At 46.6% G+C, this 14,944-nt stretch carries 17 protein-coding genes; 10 read left to right on the forward strand and 7 right to left on the reverse strand.

Translation table 11 applies throughout. From position 1 onward, the window contains the following. Both ACQY6I_RS22995 and ACQY6I_RS23000 read right to left on the reverse strand, forming a co-directional pair. On the reverse strand, positions 1 to 188 hold a 188-nt coding region (locus ACQY6I_RS22995), incomplete at its 3' end, for a hypothetical protein (protein WP_428243946.1). A 575-nt stretch (positions 189 to 763) separates the two neighbouring features. Then, positions 764 to 985 carry a LuxR C-terminal-related transcriptional regulator gene (locus tag ACQY6I_RS23000; RefSeq protein ID WP_428243948.1) on the reverse strand — a complete coding sequence of 74 codons (222 nt, stop codon included), beginning with the start codon at positions 983 to 985 and terminating at the stop codon, positions 764 to 766. Positions 986 to 1,460: 475 nt separating this feature from the next. On the opposite strand from ACQY6I_RS23000, the gene ACQY6I_RS23005 reads away from it, so the two are divergent. The 6 genes from ACQY6I_RS23005 to ACQY6I_RS23030 all read left to right on the forward strand — a co-directional run bounded on the left by ACQY6I_RS23005 (position 1,461) and on the right by ACQY6I_RS23030 (position 8,894). Continuing rightward, positions 1,461 to 3,644, forward strand: a complete 2,184-nt coding sequence (locus ACQY6I_RS23005; RefSeq protein WP_428243949.1) for a putative bifunctional diguanylate cyclase/phosphodiesterase — start codon at positions 1,461 to 1,463, stop codon at positions 3,642 to 3,644. Between the two features lie 39 nt (positions 3,645 to 3,683). Next, positions 3,684 to 4,325, forward strand: coding sequence for a guanylate kinase (gene gmk / locus ACQY6I_RS23010; RefSeq protein WP_428243951.1), 642 nt, complete (start codon positions 3,684 to 3,686; stop codon positions 4,323 to 4,325). A gap of 115 nt (positions 4,326 to 4,440) precedes the next feature. Next, complete coding sequence (gene rpoZ / locus ACQY6I_RS23015) at positions 4,441 to 4,653, forward strand: DNA-directed RNA polymerase subunit omega (RefSeq protein WP_428243952.1); 213 nt, start codon at positions 4,441 to 4,443, stop codon at positions 4,651 to 4,653. Positions 4,654 to 4,907: 254 nt separating this feature from the next. Beyond that, positions 4,908 to 7,022, forward strand: a complete 2,115-nt coding sequence (locus ACQY6I_RS23020; protein WP_428243953.1) for a RelA/SpoT family protein — start codon at positions 4,908 to 4,910, stop codon at positions 7,020 to 7,022. Positions 7,023 to 7,113: 91 nt separating this feature from the next. Next, entirely contained in the window at positions 7,114 to 7,968 is an 855-nt protein-coding gene (gene speE, locus ACQY6I_RS23025; RefSeq protein ID WP_428243954.1) for a polyamine aminopropyltransferase, read from the forward strand. A gap of 152 nt (positions 7,969 to 8,120) precedes the next feature. After that, positions 8,121 to 8,894, forward strand: a complete 774-nt coding sequence (locus ACQY6I_RS23030; RefSeq protein WP_428243955.1) for a DsbA family protein — start codon at positions 8,121 to 8,123, stop codon at positions 8,892 to 8,894. 40 nt (positions 8,895 to 8,934) lie between these two features. Here the strand turns inward: ACQY6I_RS23030 and glnK are convergent, their stop codons facing one another. From glnK to ACQY6I_RS23045, 3 genes are all read right to left on the reverse strand, one after another. Then, complete coding sequence (gene glnK, locus ACQY6I_RS23035; protein ID WP_044615344.1) at positions 8,935 to 9,273, reverse strand: P-II family nitrogen regulator; 339 nt, start codon at positions 9,271 to 9,273, stop codon at positions 8,935 to 8,937. 109 nt (positions 9,274 to 9,382) lie between these two features. Further along, positions 9,383 to 10,621, reverse strand: a complete 1,239-nt coding sequence (locus ACQY6I_RS23040) for an ammonium transporter (protein ID WP_428243956.1) — start codon at positions 10,619 to 10,621, stop codon at positions 9,383 to 9,385. A 26-nt stretch (positions 10,622 to 10,647) separates the two neighbouring features. Then, positions 10,648 to 10,986 carry a P-II family nitrogen regulator gene (locus ACQY6I_RS23045; RefSeq protein WP_044615346.1) on the reverse strand — a complete coding sequence of 113 codons (339 nt, stop codon included), beginning with the start codon at positions 10,984 to 10,986 and terminating at the stop codon, positions 10,648 to 10,650. Positions 10,987 to 11,285: 299 nt separating this feature from the next. Here ACQY6I_RS23045 and ACQY6I_RS23050 point away from each other — a divergent pair, with 299 nt between their 5' ends. The 3 genes from ACQY6I_RS23050 to ACQY6I_RS23060 all read left to right on the forward strand — a co-directional run bounded on the left by ACQY6I_RS23050 (position 11,286) and on the right by ACQY6I_RS23060 (position 12,907). Continuing rightward, complete coding sequence (locus ACQY6I_RS23050) at positions 11,286 to 11,528, forward strand: accessory factor UbiK family protein (protein ID WP_428243958.1); 243 nt, start codon at positions 11,286 to 11,288, stop codon at positions 11,526 to 11,528. An 87-nt stretch (positions 11,529 to 11,615) separates the two neighbouring features. Then, complete coding sequence (locus tag ACQY6I_RS23055) at positions 11,616 to 12,194, forward strand: hypothetical protein (protein ID WP_428243959.1); 579 nt, start codon at positions 11,616 to 11,618, stop codon at positions 12,192 to 12,194. Between the two features lie 149 nt (positions 12,195 to 12,343). After that, positions 12,344 to 12,907: a hypothetical protein gene (locus ACQY6I_RS23060; protein WP_428243960.1), complete on the forward strand. Its 564-nt coding sequence runs from the start codon at positions 12,344 to 12,346 to the stop codon at positions 12,905 to 12,907. A gap of 6 nt (positions 12,908 to 12,913) precedes the next feature. Here ACQY6I_RS23060 and ACQY6I_RS23065 read toward each other — a convergent pair whose 3' ends face one another. Continuing rightward, complete coding sequence (locus ACQY6I_RS23065; protein ID WP_428243961.1) at positions 12,914 to 13,660, reverse strand: TrmB family transcriptional regulator; 747 nt, start codon at positions 13,658 to 13,660, stop codon at positions 12,914 to 12,916. A 247-nt stretch (positions 13,661 to 13,907) separates the two neighbouring features. On the opposite strand from ACQY6I_RS23065, the gene ACQY6I_RS23070 reads away from it, so the two are divergent. Beyond that, positions 13,908 to 14,297: a DUF3461 family protein gene (locus tag ACQY6I_RS23070; RefSeq protein ID WP_428243962.1), complete on the forward strand. Its 390-nt coding sequence runs from the start codon at positions 13,908 to 13,910 to the stop codon at positions 14,295 to 14,297. A gap of 119 nt (positions 14,298 to 14,416) precedes the next feature. Here ACQY6I_RS23070 and ACQY6I_RS23075 read toward each other — a convergent pair whose 3' ends face one another. Then, positions 14,417 to 14,812, reverse strand: a complete 396-nt coding sequence (locus ACQY6I_RS23075) for an acyl-CoA thioesterase (protein ID WP_425402628.1) — start codon at positions 14,810 to 14,812, stop codon at positions 14,417 to 14,419. Positions 14,813 to 14,944 lie beyond the last annotated feature (132 nt).

The following is a 14,944-nucleotide window of genomic DNA, read 5'->3' on the forward strand; positions in this document are numbered from 1 at the left end:
ATCCCTTCTTCATAACTGGAAGCATAGCCAGAAACATATCCCTTACCATTAGGATGTTTTTCTACAATATCAGAACAAACAAAGCTATATTCAGCATCCCACCACCATATTTCTGAAGCATTCGCGCTTATAGAAAAAAAAAAAAATGAAAAGAAAATCGGAATAAATTTCTGGACAATTGACCTCATACGGCCCCTCCATAAAAAAAGAAGTCATCACGGTCATTTGCGGCATTCTCAGTGATTGAGAATATGAGCAATGCATTGGAAATCACTAATAGAAAACCAGTGATGTGATTGGAAAAAATACTTTTGATATACGCGCGGTATGACATAAAAATCCCTTAACAGAATCACACGATAATCCTTAGCACGCTCCTTTTAATCAGAATGGTTATCCCACTTCAAAACAAGAGATAAACAAAACAATGTTTAAAAAACAGCCAAAACAAAGTGCTTGATTTAGCAAAACCAAAAAAGAACGACAGCGGAAGACGGCGAAAACTCTACTAAGCCATAGAAAGTTGTCAATCAAATACCTGAGAATGGTTAGAGAGGTCATACAACCACCGACCGAAATCAACCGGGCCATGAACACCGGCCAATAGTGCATCATTCTAAAGAAGTATTCGAAAATTCATGGACACATCAACTTGCATGACTGACCGTTATTAGTCACCCTAATGCCACTCCAACTCTTTCAGTCTCCAACAAAACCAAAACATCAAACCAGCCAAAACAATCATTTTCATCGAACAAGTAAATCAACGATCCAATCCATACTGAAAGACAAGAATCGCCGCCTGTGTCCGGTAAGTGATTTCGGGTTTGTTTAATACGGTGAAAGCATAGTAGCGTATGGTGCCTTCTGACAGGTGCAACCAGATGGCAATGCACGATTCACTGAGTGTCTGTCCGATCAGTTTCAATACGGCCGGTTCACGTTCGTTCAGTTCTAATAACCACGATGACATGGTGACCGACAAGCGGTATCGTTGCTGAAAAGTAATCCGGCTACCTGGGGACCAAGATAGTGTTTGCCTTCTACGGTTCCGCAAATGGCTTTGCTCCGTTATTCACTTTGACAAAACAGCCACCTATATAAAAGTGCAAACTTTGCCCGTCTTGTTCTTGAATCACTTCAAGCTGAAATATTAGGGATTGAGGTTATAACGTTGGCAGAATTTGACTTGGAGTAGATCCTGCTACAGAAAGTCCTGGACCGGCTATCATAGGCTGATTTTCTCCTTAAAATCCCAGATAATTATCGCATTAACCTGATTTTATGAACCTGGTTAACCATTATGAAAACCTGCCCATATTCAATTCACTTCGGTACGCTCATAAAAACGAAGTCATATTCAAATTAGTCGTTACAGGCAGAAAATATCGCCTACACTGAAATAAATTATTCGTAATACACTTTTTAACCATCAGCGACAACGCAACACTTATTTCGATATGGCAAAGCACTCTTTTTCTGACACCTGGAACCTACGAACCGGTCTGTTCTTCGTATTCCTGTCAGTGTTATTGCTGATAGTCATGACCTATCTGGAAAACACTATTAAGCGTACCTATCTTCAAAACCTTCAACTCGATACAACCCGTGAACTCGACACCGTAGCTGCCCGTCTCAGCGCGACTATTACCGAAAATATTTCCTGGGTTAACGGATTGGCGGCTCATATCAGTATCCATCAGGACATTAATCAGCTGGAGTTTCACAAATATGCCAAAACCGTACTGTTCCAAAAACCTTTGCTGATTAACATGGCTGCTGCGCCAGGTTTAGTGGTGACAATGGTTTATCCGGAGCCGCAGAATAAGGAGGTCATCGGTTTTGATTATCGAACTGATGCTGTTCAGTGGCCGGCAGTGGCCCGAGCCATTGAAACCAACCACCTGATTGTAGCCGGTCCGATTGACTTGGTTCAGGGAGGCAAGGGGCTGGTGGCGCGTAAGGCAATCCGTGGTCCAGAGGGTGATCTTTGGGGAGTCGTCGCTGCCGCCATCGACGCCGACGCTCTGTTTTACACTGCCGGGTTGCTGGGCAACCAACTGGGCATTGATCTGGCCATTCGTGGTAAAGATGGTCTCGGTTTTGAAGGTGACATGATCTGGGGAAATCCGGAACTGTTTACGGATGCCAGATCGCAACTGACGACAATCCCGGTGGGCAACGGCACCTGGTGTTTTGCCGCTCAACCCAAAGGTGGCTGGGACAGTGCAGTTCCTATTCTGGGAATATTCAGAACCGGTTTCCTGGTGACATTTATCATGTTGTGCGGTTTTTTTTACAGTCGCTATCAAAAGCATACACAGGATCTACGCTATCAGAGAATACTGGAAAAACAGGCCACCTATGATCAACTGACGGGATTGCCCAACCGCACCTTGTTTGAAGATAATCTAGCAAAGGCTATCTCCCTTGCCAGTCGCGACCATTATAAACTGGCCATTCTGTTCATTGATCTGGACCGTTTTAAACCGGTTAATGACAACCTCGGCCATAAAGCGGGTGATTTACTGCTGCAACAGGTAACAGAACGGATCAATCTCCATATTCGTGATTCCGATACACTGGCCCGCTACAGTGGCGACGAGTTCATTGCCATCCTCACCCATATTCATGATGACTACATGCCGGATACCGTGGCAGAGGATATTCTGGCGACGATCAATGCACCGTTCATTTTGAAAAACAATCAGATATTCTGTTCCGCCAGTATTGGCATCTCGGTATTTCCTGATGACGGCGAAACCAATGAAGAACTGGTTTCCAAGGCTGACCAGGCCATGTACGAAGTCAAAAACAGTGGTCGTAACGGCTGGCATTATTTCACCAAATCCATGCAGGCCGAATCGGAGAACCGGCACATTCTGTATACCCAATTGGTGCATGCCATTGCAGAGCGTGCCCTGGATGTTTATTACCAACCGATTGTACGGCTGAATGATCATTTCATCGGTAAGTGTGAAGCGCTGGTCCGCTGGTTCAGTGATGGCCAACAAATTCCAACTTACCAGTTCATCGAACTGGCGGAAGAAACCGGGATGATCAATGAAATTGACCATTTTGTACTGGAAACAGCCGCTGCCTACCTGACACAACAGTCTCAAGAGCTCAATGTTCGACTGGGATTATCGGTGAACCTGTCCCCTCGCTTGTTTTTAAATAAAGATCAAGCTTTGCTTAAGTGGCTTAATTTGATCCTCAATACCGCTGAATCCATCAATCTGACTGTGGAAATTACCGAACGGTTGTTAATGACCGAGTCTGATCAGGTCAACACAATCCTGCATCAATTAAGGGATCGGGGGGTTACCATCGCTATCGATGATTTCGGTACCGGTTATTCATCATTAAGTTACATACTGAAATTTCCGATCGACATCATTAAAATCGACCAATCCTTCATCAGCAAGATCGGCCTGGATGACAAATCCGAGGCATTGACTGACACGATCATTAACATGGCCCACCGCATGGGATGTGTGGCAGTTGCTGAGGGAATCGAAACAGAGGCGCAATATACCTACCTCAAACGCCTTGGCTGCGACTTCGGCCAGGGTTATTACTTTGATAAACCGATGGATCACACTGATTTTTCCAACTTACTGAAGCAACAGTATGTTGGTTAAAGGCCTGGTCCATCCTTGACCGACAACAGGCAAAACACTTTGACAGATACAATTCCAGAAACACTGACACCCGGCACTCTTTATATTGTTGCAGCGCCCTCCGGGGCGGGTAAAAGCAGCCTCGTAAACGCCCTAATCAAACGACTGCCGTTCGTGTATCTCTCTATTTCGCATACCACCCGCAACATGCGCCCCGGCGAAGAAGAGGGCGAACACTACCACTTTGTCGATAAAAACACTTTTCTGGATATGGTAACCCAGGGTGATTTCCTGGAGCATGCAGAAGTATTTGGAAACTACTACGGCACATCCCAGGCCTATGTCGAAAAACAAATGGCCCAGGGTCACGACGTGATTCTGGAAATCGACTGGCAGGGTGGTCAACAGATCCGCAAGAAGATCCCGGGATGTCGCAGCATATATATACTGCCTCCCTCCAAAGAAGCATTACTTGAAAGGCTGGAGAAACGTTCCCAGGATAGCGACGAAGTCATCAGCAGGCGTATGCAGGAAGCAGTCAGTGAAATGTCCCACTATGGTGAGTTCGACTATCTCGTCATCAACGACGATTTCTATAAAGCACTGGACGATATGTGTGCCATTTTCGTCGCTGAACGCATGAAGGTCGATCAGCAAAGTATTCGTAATCAGGAGCTGCTGACGAACCTGCTGGGCAATTGAACGGCTGATACGTCAGCCGGCCGCTCCCGCTGGCGTATATTACTGGCTTTTCTTGCTGTATTTCATTAAACTGGCGCGCCTTTTTGGCCAGTCAACACCTGCTTCGGAGAAGAGAATGGCACGAGTAACTGTTGAAGATTGTTTGGAAAACGTTGATAACCGCTTTGAATTAATCATGGTAGGTGCCAAACGTGCCCGTCAGTTGGCAAATGAAGGCGCTGATCCGCTAGTCGCGGAAGAAAATGACAAAGCCACGGTTATTGCTCTGCGTGAAATCGCAGCTGGCAAAGTCAATGCCTCCATTCTGGAAGAACACAGCGAAAACTGATCGGATTTTCGGATCAGACAATCACATCGTCTGATCCTACTTCCCACCGGCCATTTCCCTTTCCCTCACCGCCGGTTATTTTTTAATAGCATTCAGTTATTTTCTTGGTATTCGGACCCACATTCAGTAATCTTATCAACAAACGGTGCAAAAGTGTGCATACGGTATATTCCTGCTACCCGGCCTGGTAGCGGCATGGCCGAAGTGACTTGCAGTACCTTTGTCGACGGATATCACCAGGTGTCAGAAAATCAGTGCAAACCATAGATTCTTTAGCCGAAAAACTCAGCTCTTATCTACCGCCCGATCAGGTCAGTCTGGTGAGGAGAGCCTATTTTTTTGCTGAACAGGCACACGATGGTCAGCACCGCCGCTCGGGCGAACCCTATGTCACTCACCCCCTCGCCGTTGCTGACATTTTGTCATCACTGAAAATGGACCATCAGAGCCTGATGGCGGCCATGCTGCATGATGTCATTGAGGATACTCAGGTAACCAAAGAGGCATTGAGCACCCAGTTCGGTCCGGAAGTTGGGGAGCTGGTGGATGGCGTCTCAAAACTGACGCACCTGGAGTTTGAAACCAAGAAAGAAGAGCAGGCCGAAAACTTTCAGAAAATGGCACTGGCCATGGCCAAAGACATCCGGGTCATTCTGGTTAAGCTGGGCGACCGGCTGCATAATATGCGCACACTCGGCCATATGCCTGCAGTCAAAAAGCGCCGAATAGCCCGCGAAACTCTGGATATCTATGCCCCCATTGCTTTACGCCTGGGACTCAACGATCTGCGGGTGGAACTGGAGGACCTGTGTTTCCGGTTCATTTTTCCTATGCGCTCAACCCGGATAGAAAACGCTGTTAAAAAAATCAGTGGCAACCGCCGGGAAGTCGTCAGCAAAATACAACAGGCGCTATCGGATCATCTGGCTCACGAAAGCCTGCCCGGCAAGGTAATCGGTCGGGAAAAACATCTGCTCAGCATTTACGAAAAAATGCGGGTTCAGGGAAAGTCCTTCAGCGAACTGATGGACGTTTATGCGTTCAGGATCATCACGGATAAAGTCGATACCTGCTATCGCATACTTGGTGCCGTTCACAATTTTTATAAGCCGATTCCCGGACGCTTCAAAGACTACATTGCTATTCCCAAAGCCAATGGTTACCAGAGCTTGCACACCACATTGCTGGGATTGAATGGCGTTCCAATTGAGATTCAGATCCGCACCGACGATATGGAAGCCATGGCCAATAATGGTATTGCCGCTCACTGGTTGTACAAAAGTGGTGAGGAAAATACGTTCAATCTGTCGCAGTCGCGCGCCAGAGCCTGGGTCAAAGGCCTCCTCGAAATGCAGCATCAAGCCGGCAACCCACTGGAGTTTATCGAAAACGTTAAAATCGATTTGTTCCCCGATGAGGTCTATGTTTTTACGCCCAAAGGCAAAATCATGGAATTGCCCAAAGGGGCCACAGCTGTGGATTTTGCCTATGCGGTTCATACGGATATTGGTAATTGTTGCGTTGGATGTCTGGTCAACAAAAAGATTGCCCCCCTGTCGCAACCTCTGGAAAGCGGTGATTCCATCAAGATTATTACCGCCTCCAATGCCCACCCGGATGCTTCCTGGCTGAATTTTGTCGTCACGGGTAAAGCCCGCAGTTCTATCCGTCATTATCTAAAACACCAGCGCCGCAGCGAATCCATTAATCTGGGACAGCAACTGCTAAGCAAGGCGCTGATGGCAATCAATATGAGTATCGACAAACTCGATCCGGATAACCTCCAGCAGGTGTTACAGGAATCCAATCTCAATACCTTCGAAGATCTGCTTGAGGATATCGGCCTCGGAAACCGGCTGGCATTCCTGATTGCCAGAAAGCTCAGCACCGAAGCCAAAATGAAATTGTCCAATGTTGATTTATCCGACTCCATGATGATTACCGGCAAAGAAGGCATGGCGCTGCGTTATGCCAAGTGCTGTCGCCCAATCCCAGGTGATCCGATTATTGGATTGATTACCGCCGGTAAAGGCATGGTGGTACATATCGAATCCTGCAATAACATTGCAGAAGCTCGTAACGACTATGATCGTATTGTGCCAATGCGCTGGGACAAAGAAATGCACAGCGAGTTTATTGTCGAGCTACGAGTGGAGCTGAAAAATCAACGTGGGGTGATTGCTCATCTGGCAACTGCTGTGGCTTCTACTGATGCCAGCATCGAGGCGATTAACATCATCGAGAAAGATGTATCGACTGGACAGGTAAATATTTCTGTCGGGGTAACCGGCCGCATACATCTATCCAAGGTCATGCGACGAATTCGGGTATTGCGTGATGTTATCAAAGTACAGCGAATCAAAAACTGACAATAACAGTGGAGCCTGACCACTGCTATTCAGGTCAAACAGCTTAAGGCACGGTGCTGTCACCTAAAATCAAACCCAACAGGATAATTTCATGAATAACGATTCATTTTTTACTGAAATCTGGACACCGGAAGGGTCGGCTTTTTCTCTGGAAATCGAAGAAAAACTCCATGAAGAGCAAAGTGAATTTCAAAAAATTGAGATTTACCGTACCAAGCATTGGGGCAATCTGATGGTACTGGATGGCTGCTACATGGTGACTGACCGGGACAATTTTCTGTATCACGAAATGATGACCCACCCTGTTCTGTTCACTCATGCCAATCCGCTCAAAGTAGTGGTTATTGGTGGCGGGGACTGTGGCGCACTGAAAGAAGTGCTGAAACACCCTAATGTCACAGAAGCATGGCAGGTGGAAATCGACGAACGGGTAACCCGTCTGTCGGAACAATACTTCCCCGACCTGTGCAGCTCCAACAATGATCCGCGTGCGCATTTTTACTTCGGTGATGGCATCCAATGGATCAAAGATGCTGAGCCAGGTTCCATAGATATTATTATTGTTGACTCCACCGACCCGGTTGGTCCGGCCGAGGGGCTATTTAATAAGGCGTTTTTTGAAACCTGCCTACAGGCTTTGGGCGATAACGGTATTCTGGTGCAACAGAGTGAATCACCATTATTTCACAGCCAGACCATTATCCGGGACATGATTGCCGAGATGCGTCAGGCGGGATTCTGCCATTTTCAGACCCTGCCATTTCCCCAGCCGATTTATCCATCCGGTTGGTGGAGCTGTACCATGGCGGCTAAAAATGTACCGGTCAACGAGTTCCGTTACGATCACGCCAGGGAAAAAGTCTTTGCGACCCATTACTACAATGCAGACTTACACCGCGGGGCAATGGCACTGCCTGAGTTCATGAAACGGAACCTCGAACAATAACAATCATAAGAGTGTGGGCGGTTTCACAATTCCGTTACCGCCCACCCGACAGAATGAACTCACCGTCTGGAACGACTGTCTAAGTCACGACAAATAAGGTATTAACCACCCATCACAACTATAAGTACCATTAGCAAACCGAGGAGAAAGCCTTGCGTTATTTATTCATAATTTTATTCACCTGTATTTCGGTTCTATCGCAAGCTGCGAATCTCGACCCGGAAATGGAAAAACTGATACAGCAGCGTATTGATGAGCGTTGGCAGCAACTACTGGAAAGCGATGAGTTCAAAAACAAAGTCAGGGAAGGCATTCTGGCATTTATCGAAGAACAAAAACCAGATGAAGGCAATCCTGCCAATCTCCGAGTAGTTGACCCTAAGACAGATCATATTAAAGGTGACCCTAAGGCCCCTCTCACGCTGGTGGAATATTCGGATTTTGAATGCCCGTTCTGCAAGCGTTTCCACGAAACCATGGTAAAAGTGACGGGTAAGTATTCTCAGGTGAATTGGGTTTATCGTCATTTCCCATTGGATATGCACAACCCCGGAGCTCAGAAAGAAGCAGAAGCGTCAGAGTGCGTTGCAGAGCTGGGCGGTAACGATAAATTCTGGGAATTTGCCGATGCCATTTATGAGCGCACCCGCTCGAACGGACATGGCTTTCCACTGGATCAACTGGCACCTCTGGCCAAAGAAATCGGCATTGACGGTTCGGCATTCCAGGACTGTTATGATTCAGGCAAATATCGTCAAAAAGTACTGGACGATACCCAAAACGGTATGCAAGCCGGTGTAACAGGTACCCCTAAAACCTTCCTGATCCATCATGAAACAGGTGCGGTGGTACCCATCAATGGTGCTCAGCCATTTGAAAACATTGATAAAATGCTGACAGAAATGATTGAGAAACTAAATCTGTAATCCGCTTTCAAACAAAGGTGCCGCAATCGCGGCACCAGCCTTAAAGAGCGTCCAGCCCTTCTTCGCCGGTACGAATACGTACAACCTGCTCAAGATTGGAGACGAAAATCTTACCGTCACCAATTTTTCCGGTATTGGCCGCTTTGGAGATGGCTTCCACTACATTTTCCACCTGGTCATCTGCAACAGCCACTTCAAGCTTCAGCTTTGGCAGAAAATCAACCACATACTCGGCACCACGATATAGCTCGGTATGGCCTTTCTGACGCCCAAAACCTTTCACTTCAGTCACAGTAATACCTTGTACACCGACTTCCGACAGAGCCTCACGAACATCATCTAACTTAAATGGTTTAATGACGGCTGCAACTAGCTTCATAGTTCTACTCTCTCTATTAGATTCGGGCACAAAGATACCTTGATGCACTAAAATAAAAAAGGGCACCGAAGTGCCCTTAGTTCATTGGAGGATTAACCGAACTACAGGCTTACTTACCTGCACCGGTGAATTCGGGGTATGCATCCATACCGCATTCGGCGATATCCACACCTTCGTATTCTTCCTCTTCGGAAACCCGAAGCCCCATAACTGCCTTCAGAATTGCCCAGACAATCAGCGATACCACGAACACCCAGACAAAAATGGTGACAGCACCAACCAATTGCACGAAGAAACTGGTGCCGTCGGCAGTAATTGGCACGATCATCAAACCAAAGAAACCAGCAACACCATGCACAGAGATCGCACCAACCGGATCATCAATTTTCAGCTTGTCGATCACGACGATAGAGAACACGACAATCACACCGGCAATGGCACCAAACAAGGTAGCCAATACAGGCGATGGTGTATCCGGACTGGCCGTAATGGCCACCAAACCTGCAAGAGCACCGTTGAGAGCCATAGTCAGGTCAGCCTTTTTAAACATGAGTCGAGCCAGGATCAATGCTGCAACACAACCACCAGCAGCGGCCATATTGGTGTTGACGATAATCAAAGCTACGGCATTCGCATCATTAACCGATGAAACCACCAGCTGCGAACCACCGTTGAATCCAAACCATCCTAACCACAGGATAAATGTACCGAGTGTCGCCAGTGGCAGATTGGCACCAGGAATCGCGTTGATTTCACCATTTTTGCCATATTTACCTTTACGGGCACCCAACAGCATAACACCTGCCAAGGCAGCAGACGCACCCGCCAGGTGAACAATGCCTGAGCCAGCAAAATCCTTAAAGCCCAAACCGTCATCGCCCATCAACGAATACATGCCGAAGACAGAACTGGCACCCCAGGTCCACTTGCCTTCCATCGGATAAATAAATGCAGTCATAACCACGGCAAATGCCAGGAACGCCCACAATTTCATGCGCTCAGCAACCGCACCGGATACAATCGACATAGCCGTAGCGACAAACACAACCTGGAAAAAGAAATCAGCAGACGGAGCATAGGTACTGCCACCATCAACACCACTTCCCATGATTCCGGAAAGAAAATAACCGGCACTTCCATACATAATGGAATAGCCGCAAACGAGATACATGATGCAGGCAATTGCATACAACACGATATTTTTGGTCAGAATTTCTACTGTATTTTTACTACGAACCAGACCTGCCTCAAGCATGGCAAAGCCCGCAGCCATCCACATTACCAGTGCACCCATTACCAGAAAATAAAAAGTATCCAGGGCGTATTTAATCGGAAATAATTCTTCCATCCTAAGTCTCCTAATTCTTTTTCTGCTTAGATGGCGTCTTCGCCAGTTTCACCAGTCCGGATACGGATGACCTGTTCCACATCTGAAACGAAGATCTTCCCATCACCGATCTTTCCTGTGTTTGCTGCTTTCGTAATCGACTCAACAGCGCTATCTACCAGGGCATCAGAAACCACGATTTCTAATTTGACCTTTGGTAAAAAATCGACCACATACTCTGCTCCCCGATACAATTCCGTATGCCCTTTCTGACGACCAAATCCTTTCACTTCAGTAACGGTGATGCCTTGTACCCCAATCTCGGATAGCGCCTCGCGGACGTCATCGAGCTTAAATGGCTTGATGATGGCTGACACGAGCTTCATAATTTGTTTCTCCTGCAAGTTATTATTGACCGGAAGCTACACGGACAAGTGCGCTTGGCCGGACCGGTTAACTATGCAACCTCCAACAACATTGATTGCTTGAAGTGCACGAATTCAACGGTATCGCTACTCACGGAGGTCAAATTGCAGCTACTGTGCCAATCCAAATATGCCAGTAAAATCAACGGATTGGCCGGATCGTGACGGTGATCACAGAGATCAAAGCGACATTATTAGCACCATAACGGTGCAGTGCGCTCTTATCGAAGCACCATGAACACTCATTTAAGGAACTATCTATGAACATACCTGATGACCTGATTACAGATTTCACTGCCAAAGCGGGTAAATTGATGGAGGGTTCTGGTCAGGATCTGAAAAACAACATGTCTTCATTACTACAAAGCCTGATTGGCAGACTGGATTTAGTCAGCCGGGAGGATTTTGAGGTTCAGCAGAAGGTGTTAATGAAAACCCGCGAAAAAGTTGAACAACTTAACAAACAGGTTGAACAACTTGAACAAAGACTGAATCATCCATGAAAATATCCTCGGCCCACTTCTAGCCTGACAGCCGATTCTGCTAACGTTCACCCGACTTTACCGGTTTAGATATAACGATTAAACAATATGACATTCAGAATCATTTCCGTTATTGGCCTTCTATTGCTGTCTTTCTTATGCCACGGTAGAGACTCTTTCTTCTCAACTCCCTCCAATACCAGCTGGTTTGGCGGCCCCCAACTAAAATACGCGGAAATAGGCAGCGATGGCCGTTTCATGCTGGGCGCCAAAGGCGGTACCGTTTTTGGTAACGATATCCATGCTTTTTATATAGGTGGTGCCGGGTACGGTATGTTAGAGCCAGTTTCGATCGCGGATTCTGAAGACTACACCTTTGTTTATGGTGGCCTGATTCTGGGATACACCTATCAACCGGAAAAACTCGTGCACTGGAAAAGCGAGTGCCTGTTAGGAGCTGGCAATATTACCATTCTGGACGACAACAGAGTTAAAGGTGACAAGAACTACAGCGTACTGCTGGGTGAACTGTATGGCGGAGCAGAATTCAACGTAACCGATTTTCTGCAGGTAGGCGTCGGCGCCTTTTATCGACTGTCAACGGAACCCGATCATGAAGGTATTTCTGCCGATGATCTTTCCGGCCCAGGCATCAGCATTGATTTCGAATTCGGTTATTTCCATTAAGTCATTCTGACTTCCCAGTATCTGACTGGTTACTCGGAACCATGGAAACAAGCCTTATACCATGTTTTCTCATACCAGCATCTTTCCGTATGGCCTGCGGGCAGGTGCAAGCACGAAACCTTCAGGAAAACCACAAACAGGATATTAAAATGAAAAAAGTAATTACTACTTTTGCGCTAACGTCTTTGTCTGCATTTGGCATGACGGCTAATCTGGGAGAGAACTTCGAGCCAGGCGGTTTTGCATTACAAGGATCAGTCAATATTGAATCCAACGATAACGACAGCGTTTTCTACGCCGACCCAGGTGTGTTGTTCAACCTCTCCCATGAACTGGGTATCAGTGGTGGAGCTATTCTTGAATCACATGACGACTGGACCAAAGTCGGTGTTCAGGGAGGTGCGGTATATCGCCTGCCTTACAACCATGCTGCCGTATCCGGACTAGTACACGAAGTGGGTGCTGATGCCTCACTGTATAACATCTCTCCTGACCAGGGTGACAGCAAAAGCTATCTGACCATTACCCCTTATTATCAAGGCAACTATTACATCACTCCTCGGGTAGCTGTGTATGGCAAAGTCAGAGCACTTGATATTAATGTCTTCGGTGACGACGTTGACACGATTGATACCTATTTGGCGGTATCTGTCGGTATCCGTTACTCCCTTGCCTTCAGAGATATGAACTGGGCACCGTTCTTCGCCCAATAAAGTGCTTTAAAGGCGCTCCCACAGAGTGTCAAACAGCAACTGCTGAGTTGTGACCAGCGGTGCCGACTCGATCACCGTCGCCGTTGGTATATCTCCCTGACTGAGCGATATCATTGCCAGCTTGGGGGGATAAATTGCGATATATGCAGCAGCTTCTCCCAACCCTCCCAGATTTATCCACTTTCTTTCCGACAACTCTGCGTTTTCACCACCGTCGCCTATGGCAATTACCCGTACCTTGATACCAGCCCTAACCCGCTGGCGGGTGTAGTTGGGAAAGGGGCGATAGAGAAAGTTTCGGATTAACTTGGTTGAAAACACGCAATATTGTTTATCCGGCGTGGCAGCGACGGTATTGAGAATATCCTTAAGCACCAACTCCAATCCGTCATCACCTTCATAGTAGTGAACATTGGTATTAACCTGCTCTGGCTTCAGCGAGTTGAGCGCAGGAATAATCTGACTCTGCAATTGCTGTATTGCGGTATGTACATTTCGTTGCTGCTGTTCTGCCAGATCAAGCAATCTGGCAGGGGGTTCGGCACTGAAAAACTTGCGCTTACCGCGCGGAAAATAACTGACAATGCCTTTGTCATGCATCTTTTTCAGCAGCTCATACGCGGTTCCTCTATTCAGACGCGCTTTGTCTGCAATATCCCTGATAGAGGCTGGCCCATATTCCAACAACGCAAAATAAATGCGGCTCTCCCGCGGCTCAATTCCCAATGTCTGGAGTACTTCAATTGTTTGCATCTGCGAATTTAAAACGTTCCATTCATTATTAAGGCATTAAGGTTGATACAGCTCACATGCCTGTATAGTCATAAAAATATTTCGGCAATAAAAGCTGACAAATCAGGTTTTTACAGCTTGTATTATTAGTGTTGGTAATTATTCAGCAAAGCACAATAATCAAATTGATAGCATGTGAAAGCATGCATAACACATTAACGCACAAACAATTAATAAACACGACAGTAAACGGTTTGGAGAAAAGTGGATGGCCTACGAAAGTTTAAAAGCCCTGGGGATAGAAGACGTCGATTCAATCGAAAAATATACCCTGCGAACGGAATCGGACTACGATATTTTGAAAATTTATTATCACAAGCGCAAGGGAGAGTTGTTTGCCCGTAGCGAGAAGTTTAAATATCCACGCCAGCACAAACGTGTAAAAGTGGATGGCGGTACAGGAGACATGGAGGAATTTTCTGAAATCGCCCCCTCTCTCCGATACGTTATGGAAGAATTGGACCAGATTGAACGATTCGGTAGCACTCACAAAGACCTGAAATCCAAGATTCTTAAAGACCTGCGCCACCTCGAAAAAGTGGTTACCAATAAAATCGCTGAAATTGAAGCAGATCTCGAAAAACTGGACCACCCCTGAGTAGCGTGATGACTCAACATCCCTAAGACCGATAAGGGATTTTGAAACCGCTTAACCTGCGGACAATTATGCGTCATATTAACCCGGCAACCTTCACCGCCGGGTTAATCACCGAAAGATTAGTCCTTCGGCAATGCTCGAATGCGACGATCAGCGTCTATGGCAACATATACAAATTCGGCTTCCGTCACTTTCTGTCTGACTTCATCTTCCGGCATACGGCTCCAGACTTCCACATTGATGCGAATGGAGCTTCTGCCAATGTGGACGATTTTGGCGTAACAGCACACTACCGAACCAATCTTCACCGGTCTGACAAATGACATTTCACCTATAGCCATCGTGGTCGTTCTGCCTTTTGCCAGACGACCTGCCGCAATCGCTGCGGCTGCATCCATTTGAGTGACCAGCCAGCCTCCAGAGATGTCACCACAGGCATTGGCATCTTTGGGCATGGCTGTTACACGCAATATCAATTCTCCGACCGGAACCGGATCAAGCTCATCTTCAGTCACAATGTATCCTTAAATTTAAAACCACAATTAAATTCTTATTCTGTCTGCCAAAGTATCAGATTTACCATTTCAAGCCACTTTGACAGTCACAAATCAGTCATAAAAGGCAATTTTTTTAAACATTTGTACCGT

This window comes from Gynuella sp. (genome assembly GCF_050297175.1).
Taxonomy (GTDB): Bacteria; Pseudomonadota; Gammaproteobacteria; order Pseudomonadales; family Natronospirillaceae; genus Gynuella.

What these genes read in the sequence shown, in the direction of transcription:
- ACQY6I_RS23005 (WP_428243949.1), top strand. Translation starts at nt 1,461, where the DNA reads ATGGCAAAGCACTCTTTTTCTGACACCTGGAACCTACGAACCGGTCTG.
- rpoZ (WP_428243952.1), top strand. Translation starts at nt 4,441, where the DNA reads ATGGCACGAGTAACTGTTGAAGATTGTTTGGAAAACGTTGATAACCGC.
- speE (WP_428243954.1), top strand. Translation starts at nt 7,114, where the DNA reads ATGAATAACGATTCATTTTTTACTGAAATCTGGACACCGGAAGGGTCG.
- glnK (WP_044615344.1), bottom strand. Translation starts at nt 9,273, where the DNA reads ATGAAGCTAGTTGCAGCCGTCATTAAACCATTTAAGTTAGATGATGTT.
- ACQY6I_RS23040 (WP_428243956.1), bottom strand. Translation starts at nt 10,621, where the DNA reads ATGGAAGAATTATTTCCGATTAAATACGCCCTGGATACTTTTTATTTT.
- ACQY6I_RS23045 (WP_044615346.1), bottom strand. Translation starts at nt 10,986, where the DNA reads ATGAAGCTCGTGTCAGCCATCATCAAGCCATTTAAGCTCGATGACGTC.
- ACQY6I_RS23050 (WP_428243958.1), top strand. Translation starts at nt 11,286, where the DNA reads ATGAACATACCTGATGACCTGATTACAGATTTCACTGCCAAAGCGGGT.
- ACQY6I_RS23055 (WP_428243959.1), top strand. Translation starts at nt 11,616, where the DNA reads ATGACATTCAGAATCATTTCCGTTATTGGCCTTCTATTGCTGTCTTTC.
- ACQY6I_RS23060 (WP_428243960.1), top strand. Translation starts at nt 12,344, where the DNA reads ATGAAAAAAGTAATTACTACTTTTGCGCTAACGTCTTTGTCTGCATTT.
- ACQY6I_RS23065 (WP_428243961.1), bottom strand. Translation starts at nt 13,660, where the DNA reads ATGCAAACAATTGAAGTACTCCAGACATTGGGAATTGAGCCGCGGGAG.
- ACQY6I_RS23070 (WP_428243962.1), top strand. Translation starts at nt 13,908, where the DNA reads ATGGCCTACGAAAGTTTAAAAGCCCTGGGGATAGAAGACGTCGATTCA.